Raw genomic sequence first — 20105 nt, 5'->3', positions numbered from 1 at the left:
ACAACATGATTAATAAAGAAGTAGTTCCGTCAAAAGTTGAGTTTTGCTGGGGATTACCTGTTATTCCAACGCCACAAACAAAAGAACTTCTAGAGGAATATGTTAATCAAGCTAAAAGAGCTGAGAAGAATAACTTTGACTCGGTATTGGTTTCGATTGCACCAACTTCTGTTGATCCAATGATAGCAGCGTCTATGATTGGAATGAATACGGAGTTTGTAAAGATTTTGGTTGCGCAAAATACAAACCAGATGCTTCCTACCGTAACAGCAAAAGCATTGAATACTTTAAATAGTTTAATTGGTAATCGTGCAGATATTAACATTGTAACTGGTAGTGCCTCGCTTGTCCTTGCACGTGATGGATTACCAGAACCGCATCATGTTCGATATGCTAGGACAAAAGAATATATTGAGCTGTTACAACAATTAAGACGAGGAGTAACTAGCTATAAAGGTGAGTTTTATCAAGTAGAAAATAGTGATATTTATCCAAAGGAAGATCTCTCTCGAAGTGCCCGCTACTTTGTAGCGGGGTCCTCCGAGGAGGCAATGAGAATAGCTGCAGAGTATGGTGATGCTTATATACTTTATGCAACAGACCGCAAAAGTCTTAGAGAACACTATCAAACAGTTAATAATTACGCTAAGCAATATGGGCGCGAGAAAATTCCAGGTGCTATTTTAGTAGACATCATTGCTCGTGAGACTTCGGAAGAAGCATATGAAGAAGCATATGAATTACTTGAGAGAACACCAGCAGCCTTAAAGAGGATGACTAAGCTATTTTTAGATAATGCAGATTCTGTTGGACTTCGCCGATACAAAGATTTAATTACAAAAGATAGTATGTGGATAGATGATCATCTTTGGGGAGGTCTAAGTTTAGTTAACCCATCTAATTCAATTTCTATAGTTGGTAGCTATGAGGAAGTCATCTCGACGTTAACTGATTTTTGGGAAATAGGGGCAAATTATTTTCTTATTACTTCTCAGATTAGTGAGCATGAAATTGAACGTATTGGTCAAAATGTTGTGCAACCATTTAAAAAGAAAATTGAAAAGTTAATCCAAGTTAACTAAAAGAGGGCTAAAAATATGAAGTTAAACATATGGTTGAAGTTTATCATTTTAATGACTTTAATAGTACTCCCTTATCGACAGGTGGAAGCACAGGAAACGGTACAGTTTAATGAGAAGAAAATACAGAAGCATATAGAAGAACAAATATCTCAAGCGGGTATTCCTGGACTTTCAGTAGTAATTGTAAAAGGAAACGAAACGATTTATAAGAAGAATTATGGCTATGCCGATACAGACAAAAAACGTCAAGTTACGAATGAGACGCTTTTCGAGCTAGGTTCTACTTCAAAAGCTTTTACGGCATTAGCTGTATTGCAGCTAGAAAAAGAAGGGAAAATTAAACTTAGTGATTCTTTAACTAAATATGTTTCATGGTTTGAAATGGAGTATAAAGGCAAACCTTATGAAATTACACTTTATGACTTATTACACCATACTAGTGGAATACCGGAAAAGGCCATTGGATATATTCCTATAACCAATGGCAAAGATTCTATTGAGAAAACGATTAGAAATGTTATGCCAATAGGACTAAACAAAGAGCCGGGTAGCAGTTTTGAATATTCTACGGTTAACTACGATCTATTAGGCTTAGTAATCGAGAAGGCAACTAATCAATCATTTGAAAGATATGTTCAAGATCATGTGCTATCAAAGTTGGATTTATTGAGTACATACGCTGGACGTGAGATGGCCCCATTAGATAACATGGCCCAGGGTTACAAGCGTAATTTCTTACAATCATTACCCTATGACGCTCCTAATTATAGGGGGAATACACCGGCTGGATATTTTATTTCAAATATAAATGATATGGAAAAATGGTTAAAATTACAGCTTGGGGTTGAAAAGCCTAGGACGTTTCCGGAGGAATTGATTAACGATTCTCATAAAGCGAATAGAAAGGTTGCCCCAGATAGCAATGGAGCTTCATATGCAGCTGGATGGGAGGTCTATCAAAGTGGTGGAGGGGAAATTTCACATGGTGGAAGTAACCCAAATTATTCATCGTATATTGGTTTCCGTGATGAGGAACAGATAGGGGTCGTAGTATTAGCAAATCTGAATAGTAATTACACTTACTATATCGGTAGCAGTCTTTTAAATATGATGATAGATAAAGAAGTTAAACCGTTACTCTATGATGAATATAAGAAAACAGATCAAATAGGAACAGCCTTATTTGTGATCTCATCTTTGTGTTTACTAACGTTATTGGTCATGTTATTTCATTTAATCAGAGAGATTATTTTTAGAAAAAGAAAATTTATATTACCAACGGGAAAAACATGGTTACATATGGTATTAGTTGTTGCGATATATGGGCTAATGATTTATGCACTTTATCAACTACCAAATCTCTTGTTTGGAGGGCTTCCGTGGGCATTTATAAAAGTTTGGGCTCCTTCAACTGTTGTACTTGCAATATATGCAATTGCTGGGGTGGGTTTGGCCTATGTTATCCATACATTCTTAAATCTTAGTTTTCCAAGACAAAAGGGAAAGTCGCTTTTGACTTTAATTGTTTTGGGATTAATATCAGGATTTGGTAATGCCTTTCTCATTTTTGTGATTAATGAAACGTTTGTTAGATCAAATAATTTGGAAAATGGCTTGTTGTTTTACTTTGTACTTGGAATCGTTATGTATGTCTTTTCACAACGTATTATTAGAACTAGCATTGTATCGTATACAAACGAGCTAGTTTATGAAAAAAGGATGGAATTAACAGATAAGTTGTTACAGACTCCTTATTATAAATTGGAGTTGATTGAGAAGGGCCGAATAGAGGCGACATTAAATAACGATACGGAAGTTATCTCTCGTTCTCTCAATCTATTAGTTACTGCTGGAACAAGTTTATTAACGTTACTGTTTTGTTTTCTCTATCTTGGTGTAATGAATATGTATGCCTTTTTACTATCCTTGTGTATCATCTTTATTACTGCAGGGGTATATTCTCTGATCGGACGACAAGCAGATAAAGTTTGGAATGAAACAAGAGATATTCAGAATGTATATTTTCGTTTGATTGGTGATCTAAGGCATGGTTTCAAAGAGCTTAGGCTTCATACTGGAAAACGAAACGATTTTCGAGAAGTTATGAATGAAAGCTGTAATAACTATCGTGTTAAACGAACGATAGGAGATATTAAATTTGCAAATGTGTTTGTTCTGGGAGAACTATTATTCATTTTTGTTATTGGTATTGTAGTTTTCGTATTTCCAGAAATTTTTGTTAATATGCCAAAAGAGACGATAAGTAACTATGTAATTGTTTTTCTGTATATGACAGGTCCAGTTAATGAAATACTGGGTGGTATCCCTCAGCTCGTAAATGTACGTATTTCTTGGCAACGTATTCAACAAATGGTGAAGAGTGTAGATCATATAAAGGAAAATGAGCAAATCGCGACAACAAAAGAGTACTTAGATGTGCCAATTTGTTTGCAGCTACAAAATGTAAGTTATAAGTATAAGAATAAAGATGGAGATTTTACTGGTTTTGGTATTGGTCCAATAGACATGGAGTTTAATTCTGGAGAAATAGTCTTTATTGCTGGTGGTAATGGGAGTGGAAAATCTACTTTATCAAAACTGATTACTGGGTTATATGAACCTAATGAAGGTAACGTTTTATTAAATGGAAAAGAAATAGCTCCAGAGGAATTGAATCAATACTATTCAGCTATCCTTAGTGATTTTCATGTTTTTGATAGGCTATATGGAATTAATACAGAAGGAATGAAAGCAGAAATCGATCATTATTTAGAACTTCTCCAACTGAGTGACAAGGTTGGCATTGAGAATGGGCGTTTTACTACTACGCAACTATCAACTGGACAAAAGAAAAGGTTGGCATTGCTGGTTACGTATTTAGAAGATCGACCTATACTTTTATTTGATGAATGGGCAGCGGATCAAGATCCTGGTTATAGACGCTTCTTTTATGAAGAATTGTTACCTCAAATGCGAGCGAAGGGTAAATGTATTATTGCTATTACTCACGACGATCAATATTTTCATTTAGCAGATAAGCTTATAGTGATGGAGATGGGAACTGTGAAAATGAATAAAACAAAGGAGGCATTATCATGAGTAAGGAAATTAAATGTGTTGTTTGGGACTTAGATTGTACAATTTGGGATGGTGTTTTATTAGAGAGTGGCACAGTTACTTTAAAACCTGGAATTTATGAAATTATATGTGAATTAGATCGACGTGGAATACTGCAATCAGTTGCTAGTAAAAATAATTACGAAGATGCAATAGCTAAATTACGGGAATTTGGAATAGAAGAGTACTTTTTATATCCAGAGATTCATTGGAACTCTAAATCTAGTTCCATTGAGAAAATTAGTAAAAATTTAAACATAGGTATTGATACTTTTGCGTTCATTGATGACCAACCTTTTGAATTAGAGGAAGTACAGAGTGTTCACAATGATATCCTGTGTATACATGTAAATGAATATAAGTCGTTATTAGACTTGCCACGACTACAACCAAAAAGAATTACAGAAGACTCACGTCGTCGAAGACTGATGTATTTAGAAAATCTTAAGAGAACGAAGGATGAAGAAGAATATGAAGGCCCAAAAGAAGAGTTTTTAGCTTCACTTGGGATGAATTTTGTGATTAGTGAGGCTCGTGAGGAAGATTTGCAGCGTGCAGAGGAGTTAACAGTACGTACGAATCAATTAAATTCGACTGGTATTACCTATGATTATGATGAATTAAACTATTATCGTAATCATCCAGATTATTTATTATTAGTATGTGAGTTATCAGATAAATATGGCTCCTATGGGAAGATTGGTTTAACACTTGTAAAAAGGACGGAGGAAGCCGACTGCCTAAAACTTCTTCTCATGTCTTGTCGTGTAATGTCACGTGGCGTTGGTACTATACTCCTCACATATCTAATGGAAAGAACAAAACAGGCAGGTAAACGCTTTTTGGCTGAGTTTCGACAGACTGACCGTAACCGTATGATGTTTGTTACGTACCGATTAGCTGGATTTAAGGAAACTAGCAACGAAAATGGAATATTAATTTTAGAACATAATCTTGAGAATATAAATCCTTATCCTCACTATATTAATATACAATTTCCGGAAACACCAACGGATGTGGATAGAGGGGAAGTGGAAATATGCAACAAACAATTGTAAAGCATTCTCTTACGCATCCACAAAAAAGAGTTTGGTATAATGAACAAATTTATCCAAACACATCTATGTATAACATCGGAGGGATGGTTCTTATTAATGGGGAAATTAATTTTACAATTTTAGAAAAAGCAATTCAATTATTCATTAAGAAAAATGATGGTTTACGTCTACGGATTTTTCAACAACATAGAGAACCCCACCAATATATATCACCATTTGAACCTACACCAATACGTTTAATTGATTTTTCTAATCACCATAATCCAAGTTTAGAAGCTAGAAAATGGGCCCAGGATGAATTTCAAAAACAAATTCCACTTGAAGGAGGCCCTCTGTTTGAATTTGTGCTCTTGAAAATAAGTGATGTAGAAAGCTCCTATTTTGTTAAGTTTCATCATATTATAGCTGATGGTTGGACAATCCAACTTATGACGAGTCAAATTATCGATTTTTACTCTAAGTTAAAGAATGATGAGCATATAAATGATACGGTTGAATCTACTTATCTGTCTTATTTACAAGCAGAGGAGAAATATCTGGGATCCCCTCGATACGTAAAAAATAAGAATTATTGGAATGAGAAATTTATGAATCTGCCAGATTTCTTTTTATCAAAAACATCTCATTCTCTAGAAGGGAAACGAAAGATATTTTTAATTGAAAAAGAAAAATCGGTTGCACTACAGTCTTTTATACAAAAACATAGAATATCTATGAATACATTATTTTCAACCTTTATGCTTATTTATATTCATAAAATGTATGATCAATCAGACATAATTATTGGATCTCCTGTACTAAATCGTTCCGGCGTACTAGAAAAGAAAATAGTGGGTATGTTTACTAGCACAATGCCGTTACGGTTAAATGTGGATGAAGATGAGAGTGTTCTATCTTTCATTAAAAGAGTAAATCATGAAATAAAACAATGTCTATTTCACCAGCGTTATCCTTATAACTTATTGGTAAAAGACTTGCAATTGACTAGTAAAGGATACGATGGTTTATTTCAATATAGTGTGAATTACTATAATACAAAACTTAAAAATACTATTGATGGATTTTCTTTAGAAAACGTGGAGTTTTACAGTGGTTACCAAGCCTATTCATTGCAGTTAGTTATTAAGGAATGGGCAGATGAAGGTTTAGAAATTCAATATGATTATAAAGTCGCGGATTTTGAAGAAGATCAAATCAATTGTATGCATGAGAGGTTTTTAGCTTTAATAGAACAAGTTTTACGTAATGAAGATCAATCGGTAAAAGAATTATCTTTGTTATCGGATGATGAGCAAAAGTTTATGTTAGAGAAATTTAACAATACAGCTGTTGTGTATCCGAAAGAAAAAACTATTCAAGAATTATTTGAAGAACAAGTAAAACAGACACCAGAAAAAATAGCAATTCAACATGCTGATAGATCAATGACTTATCTTGAATTAAATAAGAAATCTAATCAGTTAGCAAGAAAGTTACGAGAAAAAGGAGTCAAAAATGGTCAAGTCGTGGGTATACTAGCTAAACATTCACTTGAGATAGTAATTGCAATTTGGGGAGTTATTAAGGCTGGAGGTACATATTTGCCTATAGATCCTTCCTATCCAGAGGACCGAATTCGTTATATTTTGAATGATAGCGGCACAACATTACTTTTAACTGACTATACAAATGAGGGTAATTTAGAATATTTAGGTAAGGAAATTAATATATGTGATCAGAAACTTTATGAAGGAGATAATGCCAATCTAAACCTAGTAAATGCACCAAATGATCCAATATATATAATTTATACCTCTGGAACCACGGGGAATCCTAAAGGAACTGTAATCACTCAATGTGGATTGGTTAACTATATTTCCTGGGCTAAAAAGAACTATATTAGTAGTGAAAATGATGTTTTTGCATTATATTCATCCGTTTCTTTTGATTTAACAGTAACTTCAATATTCACTCCTTTAATAAGTGGTTTATTGTTAGTAATATATCATGATAATGAAGATGAGTTTATTTTGTCAAAAATACTCAAGGAAAATGTAGTAACAGTGTTGAAAGTTACGCCTTCACATTTAGCATTGTTAAATAACTATTCACCCCCAAGAGTTTCATCTCTTCGCAGATTGATTGTGGGTGGAGAGGATTTGAAAACCTCAGTAGCCGAAAAGATATATGATCTTTTTAGCGGTAAAGTTGAAATAATTAATGAATATGGACCAACTGAAACTGTGGTTGGATGTATGATTCATCGTTATGATCCAGATCTAGATCGAAGAGCATCCGTACCAATTGGTATACCAGCTGATAATGTTCAAATATATTTATTGGATAAGAATCTTCAGCCGGTTCCTATTGGTGTAAAAGGAGAAATTTATATATCGGGTGATGGGGTAGCTAAAGGTTATTTAAATCGTCCGGATTTAACAGCGCAACGTTTTTTATCCAATCCATTTATATCGAGTGAGAAGATGTATCGAAGTGGTGACTTAGCTGTCATGTTGCCAAATGGATTAATCGAGTATCAAGGACGGATGGATTCTCAAGTGAAAGTTAAAGGATATCGTATTGAAATAGGGGAAGTTGAGAATGCACTGTTACAACACAAGTCTGTTAAAGATGTAGTAGTGGTGAATTGGCAAGGTGAGGATAATTCAAATCATCTAGTTGCTTACATTGTTTTGAAAGACAGTGTTCAAAATATAGAAATACGCAGCTTTATTTCGCATATGCTACCAAGTTATATGATTCCTTCATTTTTTATCTATATGGATCAGCTACCGCTTACTATCAATGGAAAGGTAGATCGTCAAGCGTTGCCAGATCCGATGTTAAATAACGGTTCTAACCATACTCATTTAGAAGAAGTAGATGAAGATGTTACTGGAATGGTTAGTGAAGTTCTCAAGGAAATATTACAGACTGATAGAATCGAATTGCATAGTAATTTTTATCATTTAGGTGGAGATTCTATTAAAGCGATCCAAGTGAGCGCTAGATTACAAGAATTGGGATGGAAAATTAGAGTTAAAGATGTACTAAATTATCCAGTTGTAAGTGAATTGGGAGCAATGTTAGTTAAACAAAAAGATGTTACAGTCTCACAAACATTGGTAACAGGAAAGGTAGAGCCTACTCCTATTATGCGTTGGTTCCTTGATCAACAGTTTAAGAACCCGCATCATTGGAATCAATCGGTACTACTGTCTTTGAAGAAGTCAGTTAAAGAAGAATATATTAATGAGATGTTAAATACGATCATGCATCATCATGATTTGTTGCGGCTAAGGTATGAGGATAATCAGGATTACTTCTATTATGACGAAGATATGTCCATTGCTGATTCTAAGGTTACCATGTTTGATCTGTCTGAAATTCCAATTGAAATAGCTTTGAATCAAGTTCATATAAAAGGTGAAGAGTTAAAAGGAAGTTTAAATTTGAATGAAGGACCATTATTTAAAGGGGGCTTATTCCGGCTTCCAAATGATCAACAGTTGTTGTTATTAACTGCACACCATCTTATTGTTGATGCTGTGTCCTGGCGTATTTTAATTGAAGATGCAAACCGATGTTTGAATAGCTTGTATTTAGGAGAAGTTCCATCGCTACCATTAAAAACTAACTCTTTCCAAGATTGGTCTGAAGCTTTAAATAGTCGAGGCGTTAATTTAGTACGTGCTGAATTAGATTATTGGGAATCCATAGATAACACGCTAGATAATAATTTTCAAATTAATAGAGAAAAAGAAAATAGTACTGTTGAAAGTTGTACTACTCTTACCTTTACATTGAATGCAGATGATACAAGAAAACTATTAACTACTGCAAATGTGCCTTACAATACACAGCCAATGGAGTTGTTACTCGCTGTGTTGACAGAAAATTTAGGTAAATATACAAACCAAGATCAAATTAAATTTGAGTTAGAAGGTCATGGTCGAGAGGAATTATTTGAGCATCTTGATATTTCACGTACAGTAGGGTGGTTTACGACGATGTATCCTATTGTATTACAAGTTTCGCATAATATTGCTAATCAAATAAAGAGTGTTAAAGAAGAAGTTCGTAAAAGACCTAATAAGGGAATTGGATATGGAATTCTTAAAGAGAGGTTTCCTTCTTGCAAAGATTTAACTCAAAATACAATTCGTTTTAACTATTTAGGGGAGATAGATAATTCTCTCGGAGATGGATGGTTTACTATTGTTGATTATCAAAGTGGCAGTGAACAATCAAAAGATAATCATATTACTGCATTATTAGATATTGTGGCCATGGTTAAGAATAAAAACTTAGAAATTCATGTGACATTTAGTACAAGTCATTTTCAAAAGAATTTTGTAGAAAATTTATTTTCAGATTATCTAGAACGACTACAGATATATATCCAATCCTGTTGTCAAATGCAAACAAAAGAATTTACTTCATCAGATTTTGAAACCTTAAACCTTAGTGATGAAGAAATTGATAATTTGTTTGACTAAACAACTATTTGATGAAAATTTTATTTAATAAAGGAGAAGTCACTTGAGAAAATTAATGAAAGATTTATCGCCAGGATTGAATAGTAACAAATATTTGGTTTGTGTTCCTTATGCTGGGGGCTATTCGAATTCTTTTTTACCTTTAAAGAATTATTTGCCGAAAGATCTAAAACTTATTTCATTTGATCCCCCAGGCCATGGTCCCAATCTTTCTCCACTAGTTGATAACATAGATGATCTTGTTAATTTATATTTAATGGAGATGCAACCAATTTTAGAGGGAGAAGTTACATTATTTGGCCATAGCATGGGAGGAATTATAGTTCACCGTATGGCTCAAATTTTAGAAAGTAAAGGTATAAATCCTAAAAATGTTATTATCTCAGCTATGAATCCACCGGAAATAAGAAGAAAAACAAATCATTTAGATGATAAAGACTTTATAGATTATATAAAGTCTTTGGGAGGATTACCGGATGAAGTATTACAACATCAGGAGCTTTTAAACTATATCCTTCCAGTCATTCGATCAGACTTTCGCGCCATTGAGAATTATATAAATGATGACACAACATTGTTGAAAGCGCCCCTATACATAATTAGTGGAACAACAGACTCCAATTATACTGTAAAAGGGGCTAAGAAGTGGGTAGAATGGGGCAATGAGGTTCATTTTCTAACAGTGAATGGTGGTCATATGTTTTTACTACATCAAGCTGACATCGTGGGCGAGTTAATTATGAAAATACTAGATAGGGTAAAATCTGTGAAGTGAAAAAATTAAGAGATGTATCTGAGTAAGAGAAAAGTGCATTTCTATGCTTTATGTTGAAACTTCTATCGCTAAAGTAGCAATCCAATTGGTCGTCATTGGGAGTTTTATTACCGAGGAAGAAAACTCCCAATGACGAGTATGATTGTGCCCCCTCATGATAAAACGGATGGGTCTATGGGGAACATAACCACTAAATATGTAGTATTTAGTATCAATATCATAGAGAATGGTGGGAAGAAAAAATGCTTGATAAATTTACCCAGCAGGTTTTATTATCTAGTGAAAAATTTAAAAAAGAAAAAGAATATTGGTTAGACAAGTTATCAGGTGATGTTGAGTTAAGTAGATTTCCCTGTGATTGTCTGTCTTTAAATAGTATTCAGGCTTCTAAAGAAAGTTATTATTGTCAATTCCCATCGGATATTGCGAAGAGAGCTGTAGCAATTAGTAATAATTCTGATATGTTACTGTACACTATTTTATTATCAGGTGTGAAATATCTCTTAAGTAGATATACCGATAGGGATGATGTAGTAATTGGAATGCCAGTTTTTAAGCAAGGTCAAGAAGAGACGGTTTTTCAAAACAACTTTTTATTATTACGTACTCAAATAAATCAAGAAGATAATTTTAAAGAAATAATATATAAAATTAAAGAAACAATTTTAGAGTCAAATGAACATTGTCATTTTCCTTTTAATAAACTTACTCAATTATTAAGTCTAGGTGGAGAGAGTAATAATCTTCCCTTATTAAATACAATAGTAATGTTAGATGGTATTCATTGTTATGAGAGTACAGATAAAATAAACTCTGATATGGTTATTAGGTTTATGAAAAATGAAGAACAGCTAAAGGTTCAAGTGGATTACAATTCTACTTTATATAGTGAAGGATTAGTTAGTAGAATAGTTAATCATTTATATAATATTTTAGATATATTAATGAAAGATCCAAATAAATCTGCAATAGATCTAGATGTAATGTCTAAAACAGAAAAGAATCAAATATTATATGATTTCAATCATACGACTAGAGTTCATAAAACATTACTTTGTGAGACTGTAACAGCTCCTCAATTATTTGAAGAGCAGGTAAAACAGAATCCTAATCAAATAGCGATTGTATGTAATGAAAAAGAAATTACATATAAGCAATTAAATATAAAAGCTAATCAGTTGGCGAGAAGGTTATTAGACCAGGGAGTTAAAAGAGAATCCATTGTTGGTGTGATGATGGAACGCTCTATTGAGATGATTGTAGGCATATTAGGTATCTTAAAAGCGGGTGGGGCGTATTTACCGATTGATACCGATTTACCAAAACAAAGAGTGGAATACATGCTGACAGACAGTGGGTGTTCACATGTACTAACATATCAAAACTCTATTATAAAGGGAGTAGCATTCCAAGGTAGTGTAATAAATCTAATGGATATTCCTTTTGAAGAAGAACAAGTAGAAGATTTGCAGATAACGATGAAACCTCACAACTTGGCATATGTTATTTATACATCAGGTTCTACAGGCCAGCCCAAAGGGGTAATGATTGAACATCGTTCCTTAACTAATTTTTTGTGTGCAATGTATGAGGACTTCTCTCAAGATATAGGGATAACTGATAATGTTCTATTCTCTAGTAGCATCTCTTTTGATGTTACTATATTTGAAATATTTGTCCCATTGGTATATGGCGCAAGAATGACTATTTATCAAGGTGAGAAGTTTGATGTACCAAAACTTGTACAAGTCATTCTTGAGGAACAGGTCACTTTAGCATATATTCCACCTACTTTATTAAATGAAATATATGATTATTTTGTAAGGGCGAATCAGAAGATATTGTTAAATAAACTTTTCGTGGGAGTAGAACCAATTAAAACAAAATTACTCGCAAAATACGATCATCTATTTGAGGGGAATCTCCAAATATTAAATTTATACGGACCTACAGAGGCTACAGTCTGTTGTACATCTTATCAATATGAGACGAATAAAAAAATTACAACACAAAACGTACCGATAGGTTCGCCATTGTTAAATACTAAAATTTATATATTGGATTCATTGCACAGAATACAACCTATAGGTGTTCCAGGAGAAATATGTATTTCTGGCATAGGGTTAGCTAGGGGATACATCAATCGAAAAGAATTAACAGCAGATAAATTTATTGATCATCCATTTGAACCTGGTGAGAAACTATATAAAACAGGAGATATAGCAAGGTGGCTACCTGATGGTAACATTGAATACTTGGGACGAGTTGATCATCAAGTGAAAATAAGGGGATATCGAATAGAACTAGGTGAGATAGAAGCAAGTTTGTTAAAATATGAGACAATCAAAACCGCCGTAGTAATACAGCGAGAAGATGAAAGTGGAGAAAAGTATTTATGCGCGTATGTAGTTACCGAAAAAGATATTCCTATTCCAGAGGTAAGAGCATATTTAGCAACAAAATTACCATATTATATGATACCTCAACAGATCATACCCATTCAAAACATACCGTTAACACAAAACGGAAAAATAGATAGAAAAAAATTACCTCAACCTATTTATAATTTAAAATCTAGTCATATAGAGCCGACAAATTCTACAGAAAGAAAATTAGTTGAGATTTGGAAAGATGTTTTAGGAATTCAAAGGGTAGGAATACAGGATAACTTTTTTGAGATAGGTGGTCATTCGTTAAAGGCTGCTAAGTTAATTTCTATTGTTAATAAAGAATTTGATGTGCAATTATCTATTAAAATCCTATTTAAATTTCCTGTTTTGATTGATTTTTCAAAATGTATATTAGAAATGGAAAAAAGTAATTATATTTCCATAGAACCTATAAAACAACAAGAGTATTATTTAGCTTCTACGTCACAAAAGAGAATGTTTATAGTAGATCAATTCGAAGATGGTACAAATACAACTTATAATATGCCCACAATACTTAAAGTAGAAGGGGATATTTGTAAAGATAAGTTTGAAAATATATTTCAATCTTTAATACAAAGACATGAAATATTAAGAACTTCTTTTCAAATTTTAGATGGAGAATTAGTGCAGAAAATTGAGCCTAATGTAGAATTCAATATTAAATACGTTCATGTAAATGAAAAAGATGCGGATTATTTAATACATGAGTTTATAAGTCCATTTGATTTATCAAAAGCGCCATTATTAAGAGTGTTGCTTTTAAGGATAGCAGAAGAAAGACATATCCTTGTAGTAGATATGCATCATATAATCTCTGATGGTTTATCAATGGGGATATTAATAAAAGAGTTTGTAGAATTGTATAAAGGAAATGAACTTCCAAAATTGAGAGTGCAGTACAAAGACTATGTGATGTGGCAAAATGGAACTTACTATAAGAATTTAATTAGTGAACAAAAGAATTATTGGTTAACAACTTTAAAAGGAGAACTCCCGGTTTTAAATTTACCAACCGATTTTCAAAGACCGACTATACAAAGTTTTAAAGGTAAGGTTTGTTCCTTTAATTTGGGAACAGATTTAACTTTTAAAGTAAATAAGCTAGCAACTGAAACTGGTACCACGCCATATATGATTTTATTGGCTATTTATAACATACTTTTATCTAGATACACAGGTCAAGAAGACATTATTGTAGGTTCACCAATTGCTGGAAGGTCTCATTCTGATACTAATCATATGATTGGTATGTTTATTAATACTTTGGTAATGAGAAATTACCTAGAAAATGACGATGAGTTTATTGAGTTTTTGAGTAGATTAAAACTCAATACATTAGAAGCTTATGAAAATCAAGACTATCCTTTTGAAAAACTATTAGAAGATTTAGACTTGCATAGGGATACAAGTAGAAATCCATTATTTGATACCATGTTTGTTTTTCAAAATATGGATATGAATCCAATATCTATTGGTGAATTAGAATTTACACCGTATCAATTTAAACAGTCAGTTTCAAAATTTGATTTGTCATTAGTAGCAACGGAAATAGATAATAACATTCATTTAAAAGTAGAATATAGTACTAAGTTATTTAAAGCGGAGACAATAGAAAGGTTAATGGTACATTTTACAAATATAGTTCAGGAAGTAACTAATAACCCTAAAATACGATTGCATAATATTAATATGTTATCTGTAGAAGAAGAACATTGTATAATGAATGAATTTAACAAAAAAGAGAATTCAAATTCTAATCATTTTTTAGTGCATAAAATGTTTGAAGAACAAGTGAAACGGAACCCTAATCAAATAGCCGTTGTATGTAATGAAAAAGGAATTACATATAATGAATTAAATATAAAAGCTAATCGGTTGGCGAGAAGGTTATTAGACCAAGGGGTTAAAAGAGAATCCATTGTTGGAGTGATGATGGAACGCTCCATCGAGATGGTTATAGGTATATTAGGTGTCTTGAAAGCAGGTGGGGCGTATTTACCAATTGATACTGACTTACCAAAACAAAGAGTGGAGTATATGCTTATAGACAGTGGATGTTCACATGTATTAGTACATCAAAACTCTATTATAAAGGAGATAGAATTCCAAGGTAATGTAATAGATCTAATGGATATGTCTTTTGAAGAAGGGCAAGGAGAAGACATGCAAATGATGATAGAACCTCACAACTTAGCGTATGTTATTTATACATCAGGTTCTACAGGAAAACCTAAAGGCGTAATGATTGAACATCGATCCTTAACGAATTTTGTGTGTGCAATGTATGAAGATTTCTCTCAAGATATAGGGATATCTGATAACGTTCTATTCTCTAGTAGCATCTCTTTTGATGTTACCATATTTGAAATATTTGTCCCATTGGTATATGGCGCAAGAATGACTATTTATCAAGGTGAGAAGTTTGATGTACCAAAACTTGTACAAGTCATTCTTGAGGAACAGGTCACTTTAGCATATATTCCACCTACTTTATTAAATGAAATATATGATTATTTTGTTAGAGATAACCAGAAGATAGTGTTAAATAAGCTACTTGTAGGAGTAGAACCAATTAAAACAGAATTACTCGCAAAATACGATCATCTATTTAGGAGGAACCTCCAAATATTAAATGGATACGGACCTACAGAGGCTACAGTCTGTTGTACAACTTATCGATATGAGAGTGATAAAGAAATTACAACACAAAACGTACCGATAGGTTCGCCATTGTTAAATACTAAAATTTATATATTGGATTCATTTCATAGGATACAACCTATAGGTGTTCCAGGAGACATATGTATTTCTGGCATAGGGTTAGCTAGAGGATACATCAATCGAAAAGAATTAACAGCAGATAAATTTATTGACCATCCATTTGAACCTGGAGAGAAACTATATAAAACAGGAGATATAGCAAGGTGGCTACCTGATGGTAACATTGAATACTTGGGCCGAGTGGATCATCAAGTAAAAATAAGGGGATATCGAATAGAACTAGGTGAGATAGAAGCGAGTTTGTTAAAATATGAGACAATCAAAACGGCCGTAGTAATAGATCAAGAAGATGAAGATGGAGAAAAGTATTTATGTGCATACGTAGTTACCGAAAAAGATATTAGTATTCCAGAGGTAAGAGCATATTTGGCAACAAAGTTACCATATTATATGATACCTCAACAACTCATACCAATTCACAATATACCATTAACACAAAATGGGAAAATAGATAGAAGCAAGTTACCAAAGCTAAATACAATGAGCAATAGTAATTATGTACCACCAAGAAATGAAATAGATAGTAGTTTAATTGATATTTGGAGTAGTATATTAGGCGTAAATAATATTGGTATAAATGATAATTTCTTTGAATTAGGTGGTCATTCTCTTAAGGGATTAAAGTTATTCGAAAATATCAAGAGAATGTTTAATGTGCAACTGCCATTAAGTTTATTATTTCAAAAGGCTACTATTGAACAATTAAGTGATGTAATAAGTAGGAATAAAGGAATAGACAGTGAGTGTTTAATTCCAATTCAAAATGGAACAAACAAGGATAGTCAATGGTTCATTGTTCATGGGCAAGGCGGGGGTATATTAAACTATTATGATTTGGCTAGAGAATTAGGAGAGGATAAGACTGTATATGGGTTACAATCTATAGGATATGATGATGGTAGATTTCCAAACTTATCTGTAGAGGAAATGGCGGTAAGATATATAGAAGAGATTAAACAAGTAAAAAAGGAAGGGCCATATACCTTATTAGGATGGTCTTTTGGAGGGATAGTTGCATTTGAAATGGCTAGAAAATTAGAAGAACTAGGTGATAAAGTTAGTTTTCTAGGTTTACTTGATGTTCATCCTATTGAACAAGGTAAGGAGATTCTTAGTTTAAATATTAGGAATGCATTTGAAGAATTGGAAAAATTCAATGATCAGTTAGGGATTGAGAAAAATAGTTTTGAGCAAATGAGTGAAGAACAATTAATAGAATCTTTACTGAAAAAATTTACATTGAATGAAAATAGTTGTCAGCAAAATTTTGAAGATCCAATGATGAATAAGTTAAAAGTAATGATAGCTAATAGATATGCATACCTAAAATATAATTGTAAACAAAAAATAAAAGCAGATATCTTTCTATTTAATGCATCTATTAATGACATTCACCCACAAGTAGATTATAACAGATGGAATGAATATACATCAGGGGAAGTATACGCTTTGCAAGTGCCAGGTTCCCATCTGAGTATGTTAGAGAAACCGCATATTCATGAATTGGTAAAGAGTATAAAAATGAATTTTAAACAAATGCTCTTATTAGCACATGTAAATAAGTGAAATATTATTTAAAATTGTACACTATTAGTTTTCTAAAAGTCTCATAAATTCGTGTATAACATATTATGAGACTTTTTTCTTTGAGCCCATTCAATAATAAATATAAAGGGATTGGAAAATAAGTGGAAAATATGAAATAGAATATTATCCTCTGAAAATGTTTTTTACTATCAAAAATAAATAGGAATTGTTCATTGAGAGTTTTTAAATTTATATAAGATGTTAGGTGGGAAGGAAATAATGAATATATATAAGGTACGTGTGCCAGGAAATATAGAACATCATATTATGCAGAAACTTATGCGTTTGGTCTCAAAAGAAAAGCAGATGAAAATACAGAAATATAAAAGAAAGCCCGATCAATATAGCGCCTTAATTGGAGATATTATAATAAGATATTTAATTACTACAAATTTCTCAAAAGAAAATAAAGATATTAAATATAAATACAATGAATACGGAAAGCCTTATGTTGATGAGTTAAATAATTTTCATTTTAATATATCACATTCCGAAAGTTGGGTTGTTGGAGCTATTCATGAGGAAGAAGTAGGAATAGATGTAGAAAAAGTCCGGCCCATAGATACTACAATGATTAAAAATATTTTTACTGAGGAAGAATTTAATTATTTAAATTCATTAAATGTAGAACAACAATTAGATGTGTTTTATGAATTATGGACTATAAAAGAAAGTTTTGTTAAATGGATAGGGAAAGGACTAACTATACCTTTAAACTCTTTTGTTATTAATAAAAATACAATATTTTATGGTGACATGCTATCTAATGAGGTTTATTATAAAAAGTTTACTATTGGTAAAGATTATAAGCTATCTTGTTGTGCTTCTTTAGATAGTTTTCCAGAATCAATAATTGAAATTGATTTTGTTGATTTGTGTAATTACTTTATAGAAGATAAGCATTCTTACATAGTTTAAAATGATCGATATTTCTCTAAGGAAAGAAAATTTTTGGGGATTTAATTTTGAAAATTCTAAAAGTAAATATTTGAATAAGTAATTAAACTTGCTGGATATGCAATCATTTTACGCTTAATAGATTACTTTGTGTATATATTAGTATGTCATTCATTGTTTGTTTACTTAGATCAATGGTTGCAATAACAATTGTTAACGTTGTAGCTATAACAATTAAGAGATTATCATAATTACTAATAGCGAGCCAGTAGAAGGAGTATATCTCTTTTAAAGAGGGCTCTTTAATAACTGCAGCAGTAATTTGCATCTTAACTGACAATCTGGAAAACGTTACTTTTGAATGGGTGGGTTTTTTAGAGATGGGGCTATAAAAGAAACGGCCAACATTGTATGTATATTATTAGTAAAAAAGAGAATACAAGTATGAATTGACAGAAAATTGATAAAAGAATTGAGAAAGCTGAAAATTCAGTATTTTGAGTATATTTTTAGCGTTGTAGTGTGTAATATATTCAGCAGAGCTATATCATAAAAAATAAGAATATAGACTAACAATAGAATTATATTTAAGTATGTATGAGTAAAAATAGCATTCGAGTTCATATAGGCTATATGTCAACTGCTATACGTTAGTTTAAAAACAAATATAGAAAAGTGTGGTAATGGATCCACATGAATTATATTTGCAATCTATTATTTTTTACCTTAGCTGTTTTAATAGTTTGTATTTACATACATATGTAAATGCATTTTTGTTACATGCACTTATTCAAAAGGGAGGTAATATGATAATGGCTATTCGAAAACATTTAATTACTCTTGAGGATCTTACTGATAGTGATATTAACCAAATTGTAACTCGTGGGGTAGAGTTTGCCACAGGTAAATCGCAACCTAATCAAATATTAGCTGGAAATATAATTGGGATTTACTTCCGTAAAACATCGACTAGAACTCGATCGGCATTTTCTGTTGCAGCATTAAAGATGGGTGCACAAATTGTATCGTATGGTCCAAATGATTTGCAAGAAAATACAGGTGAGTCTATAGAAGACACTACTCAAGTACTTTCGCGAATGCTGGATGGACTAGTAGCAAGAACTGCAGATAGTCAAAAGGAAATGGAAAAACTGGCATCTCAAAGTCGTATGGCAGTCATTAATGCAATGAGTGCGGAAGAACATCCAACACAAGCACTAACAGACCTAACAACAATGAAACAAAAATTTGGTGAAATAGCTGGATTACGGGTTTTATATATGGGAGAAGGTAATAACAGTGCAGCAGCTCTAGCTCTTTCTTTATCTCGTTTTCCAGGTACGGAGTTATATCTTTTTACACCTGCTGGTTATGGAGTGTCTCCAAGTGTACTTGAAAAATCAAAAGAATATGCACGATTTTCTGGTGCTAAAGTTATTGAATGTCATGATATAAAAATGTTACCTAGTGAAGTGGATGTTGTATATACAACAAGGTGGCAAACAACAGGGACAAGCAAAATAGATCCTTTATGGAAAGATGCATTTAATCCATTTGCAGTGACAGAGGAAATTTTGACTTTATATCCGGAAGCTACTTTTATGCATGACCTCCCAGCACACCGGGGTGAAGAAGTAGCAGCAACAGTTATTGATGGACCGAAAAGTATTGTATTTACCCAAGCCGAAAACAAGCTAAATAGTGCTATGGCAGTACTTGAATGGTGCTTAGCTTACCGATACTAAAGAATCTAGCATTTATTGTCTTTCAGCTATAAGTTCTATTTGAGCTACATTCGAAAGGACATTTAAAGTAAACCTGAATATAAGTTAATTAAAAGTGATTTATATTTGAATTTGCAAATGTTTAATTAATTTTTTTTAGATTTTAATCAAGAA

8 protein-coding genes are annotated in these 20105 nt (G+C 32.4%); all 8 read left to right on the top strand.

What is annotated here, in order from left to right; all coding sequences use genetic code 11:
* The first annotated feature begins 5 nt into the window (after positions 1-5).
* The 8 genes from ACUN13_RS22265 to ACUN13_RS22230 all read left to right on the top strand — a co-directional run bounded on the left by ACUN13_RS22265 (position 6) and on the right by ACUN13_RS22230 (position 19952).
* Positions 6-1082 carry an LLM class flavin-dependent oxidoreductase gene (locus ACUN13_RS22265; RefSeq protein WP_000608545.1) on the top strand — a complete coding sequence of 359 codons (1077 nt, stop codon included), beginning with the start codon at positions 6-8 and terminating at the stop codon, positions 1080-1082.
* A 15-nt stretch (positions 1083-1097) separates the two neighbouring features.
* Positions 1098-4181, top strand: coding sequence for a cyclic peptide export ABC transporter (locus ACUN13_RS22260; protein WP_089607886.1), 3084 nt, complete (start codon positions 1098-1100; stop codon positions 4179-4181).
* Positions 4178-5257, top strand: coding sequence for an HAD-IIIC family phosphatase (locus tag ACUN13_RS22255; protein ID WP_000031546.1), 1080 nt, complete (start codon positions 4178-4180; stop codon positions 5255-5257). The genes ACUN13_RS22260 and ACUN13_RS22255 overlap by 4 nt, the downstream gene beginning before the upstream one ends.
* On the top strand, positions 5239-9735 hold the full coding sequence (locus tag ACUN13_RS22250) for an amino acid adenylation domain-containing protein (protein WP_409532316.1): 4497 nt from the start codon (positions 5239-5241) through the stop codon (positions 9733-9735). The genes ACUN13_RS22255 and ACUN13_RS22250 overlap by 19 nt, the downstream gene beginning before the upstream one ends.
* Before the next feature lie 43 nt (positions 9736-9778).
* Entirely contained in the window at positions 9779-10510 is a 732-nt protein-coding gene (locus tag ACUN13_RS22245) for a thioesterase II family protein (RefSeq protein WP_232732766.1), read from the top strand.
* 242 nt (positions 10511-10752) lie between these two features.
* Positions 10753-17289, top strand: a complete 6537-nt coding sequence (locus tag ACUN13_RS22240; protein ID WP_088346281.1) for an amino acid adenylation domain-containing protein — start codon at positions 10753-10755, stop codon at positions 17287-17289.
* 240 nt (positions 17290-17529) lie between these two features.
* Positions 17530-18228, top strand: a complete 699-nt coding sequence (locus tag ACUN13_RS22235; RefSeq protein WP_088346279.1) for a 4'-phosphopantetheinyl transferase superfamily protein — start codon at positions 17530-17532, stop codon at positions 18226-18228.
* 791 nt (positions 18229-19019) lie between these two features.
* Positions 19020-19952 (top strand): ornithine carbamoyltransferase, encoded by a 933-nt coding sequence (locus ACUN13_RS22230; RefSeq protein ID WP_001007707.1) that lies wholly within the window; start codon positions 19020-19022, stop codon positions 19950-19952.
* Positions 19953-20105: the final 153 nt, after the last annotated feature.

The sequence above is a fragment of the Bacillus cereus group sp. Bce041 genome, assembly GCF_052646455.1.
The sequence above is the reverse complement of the archived record's forward strand: the minus strand, read 5'-3'. Positions and strand labels throughout refer to the sequence as shown.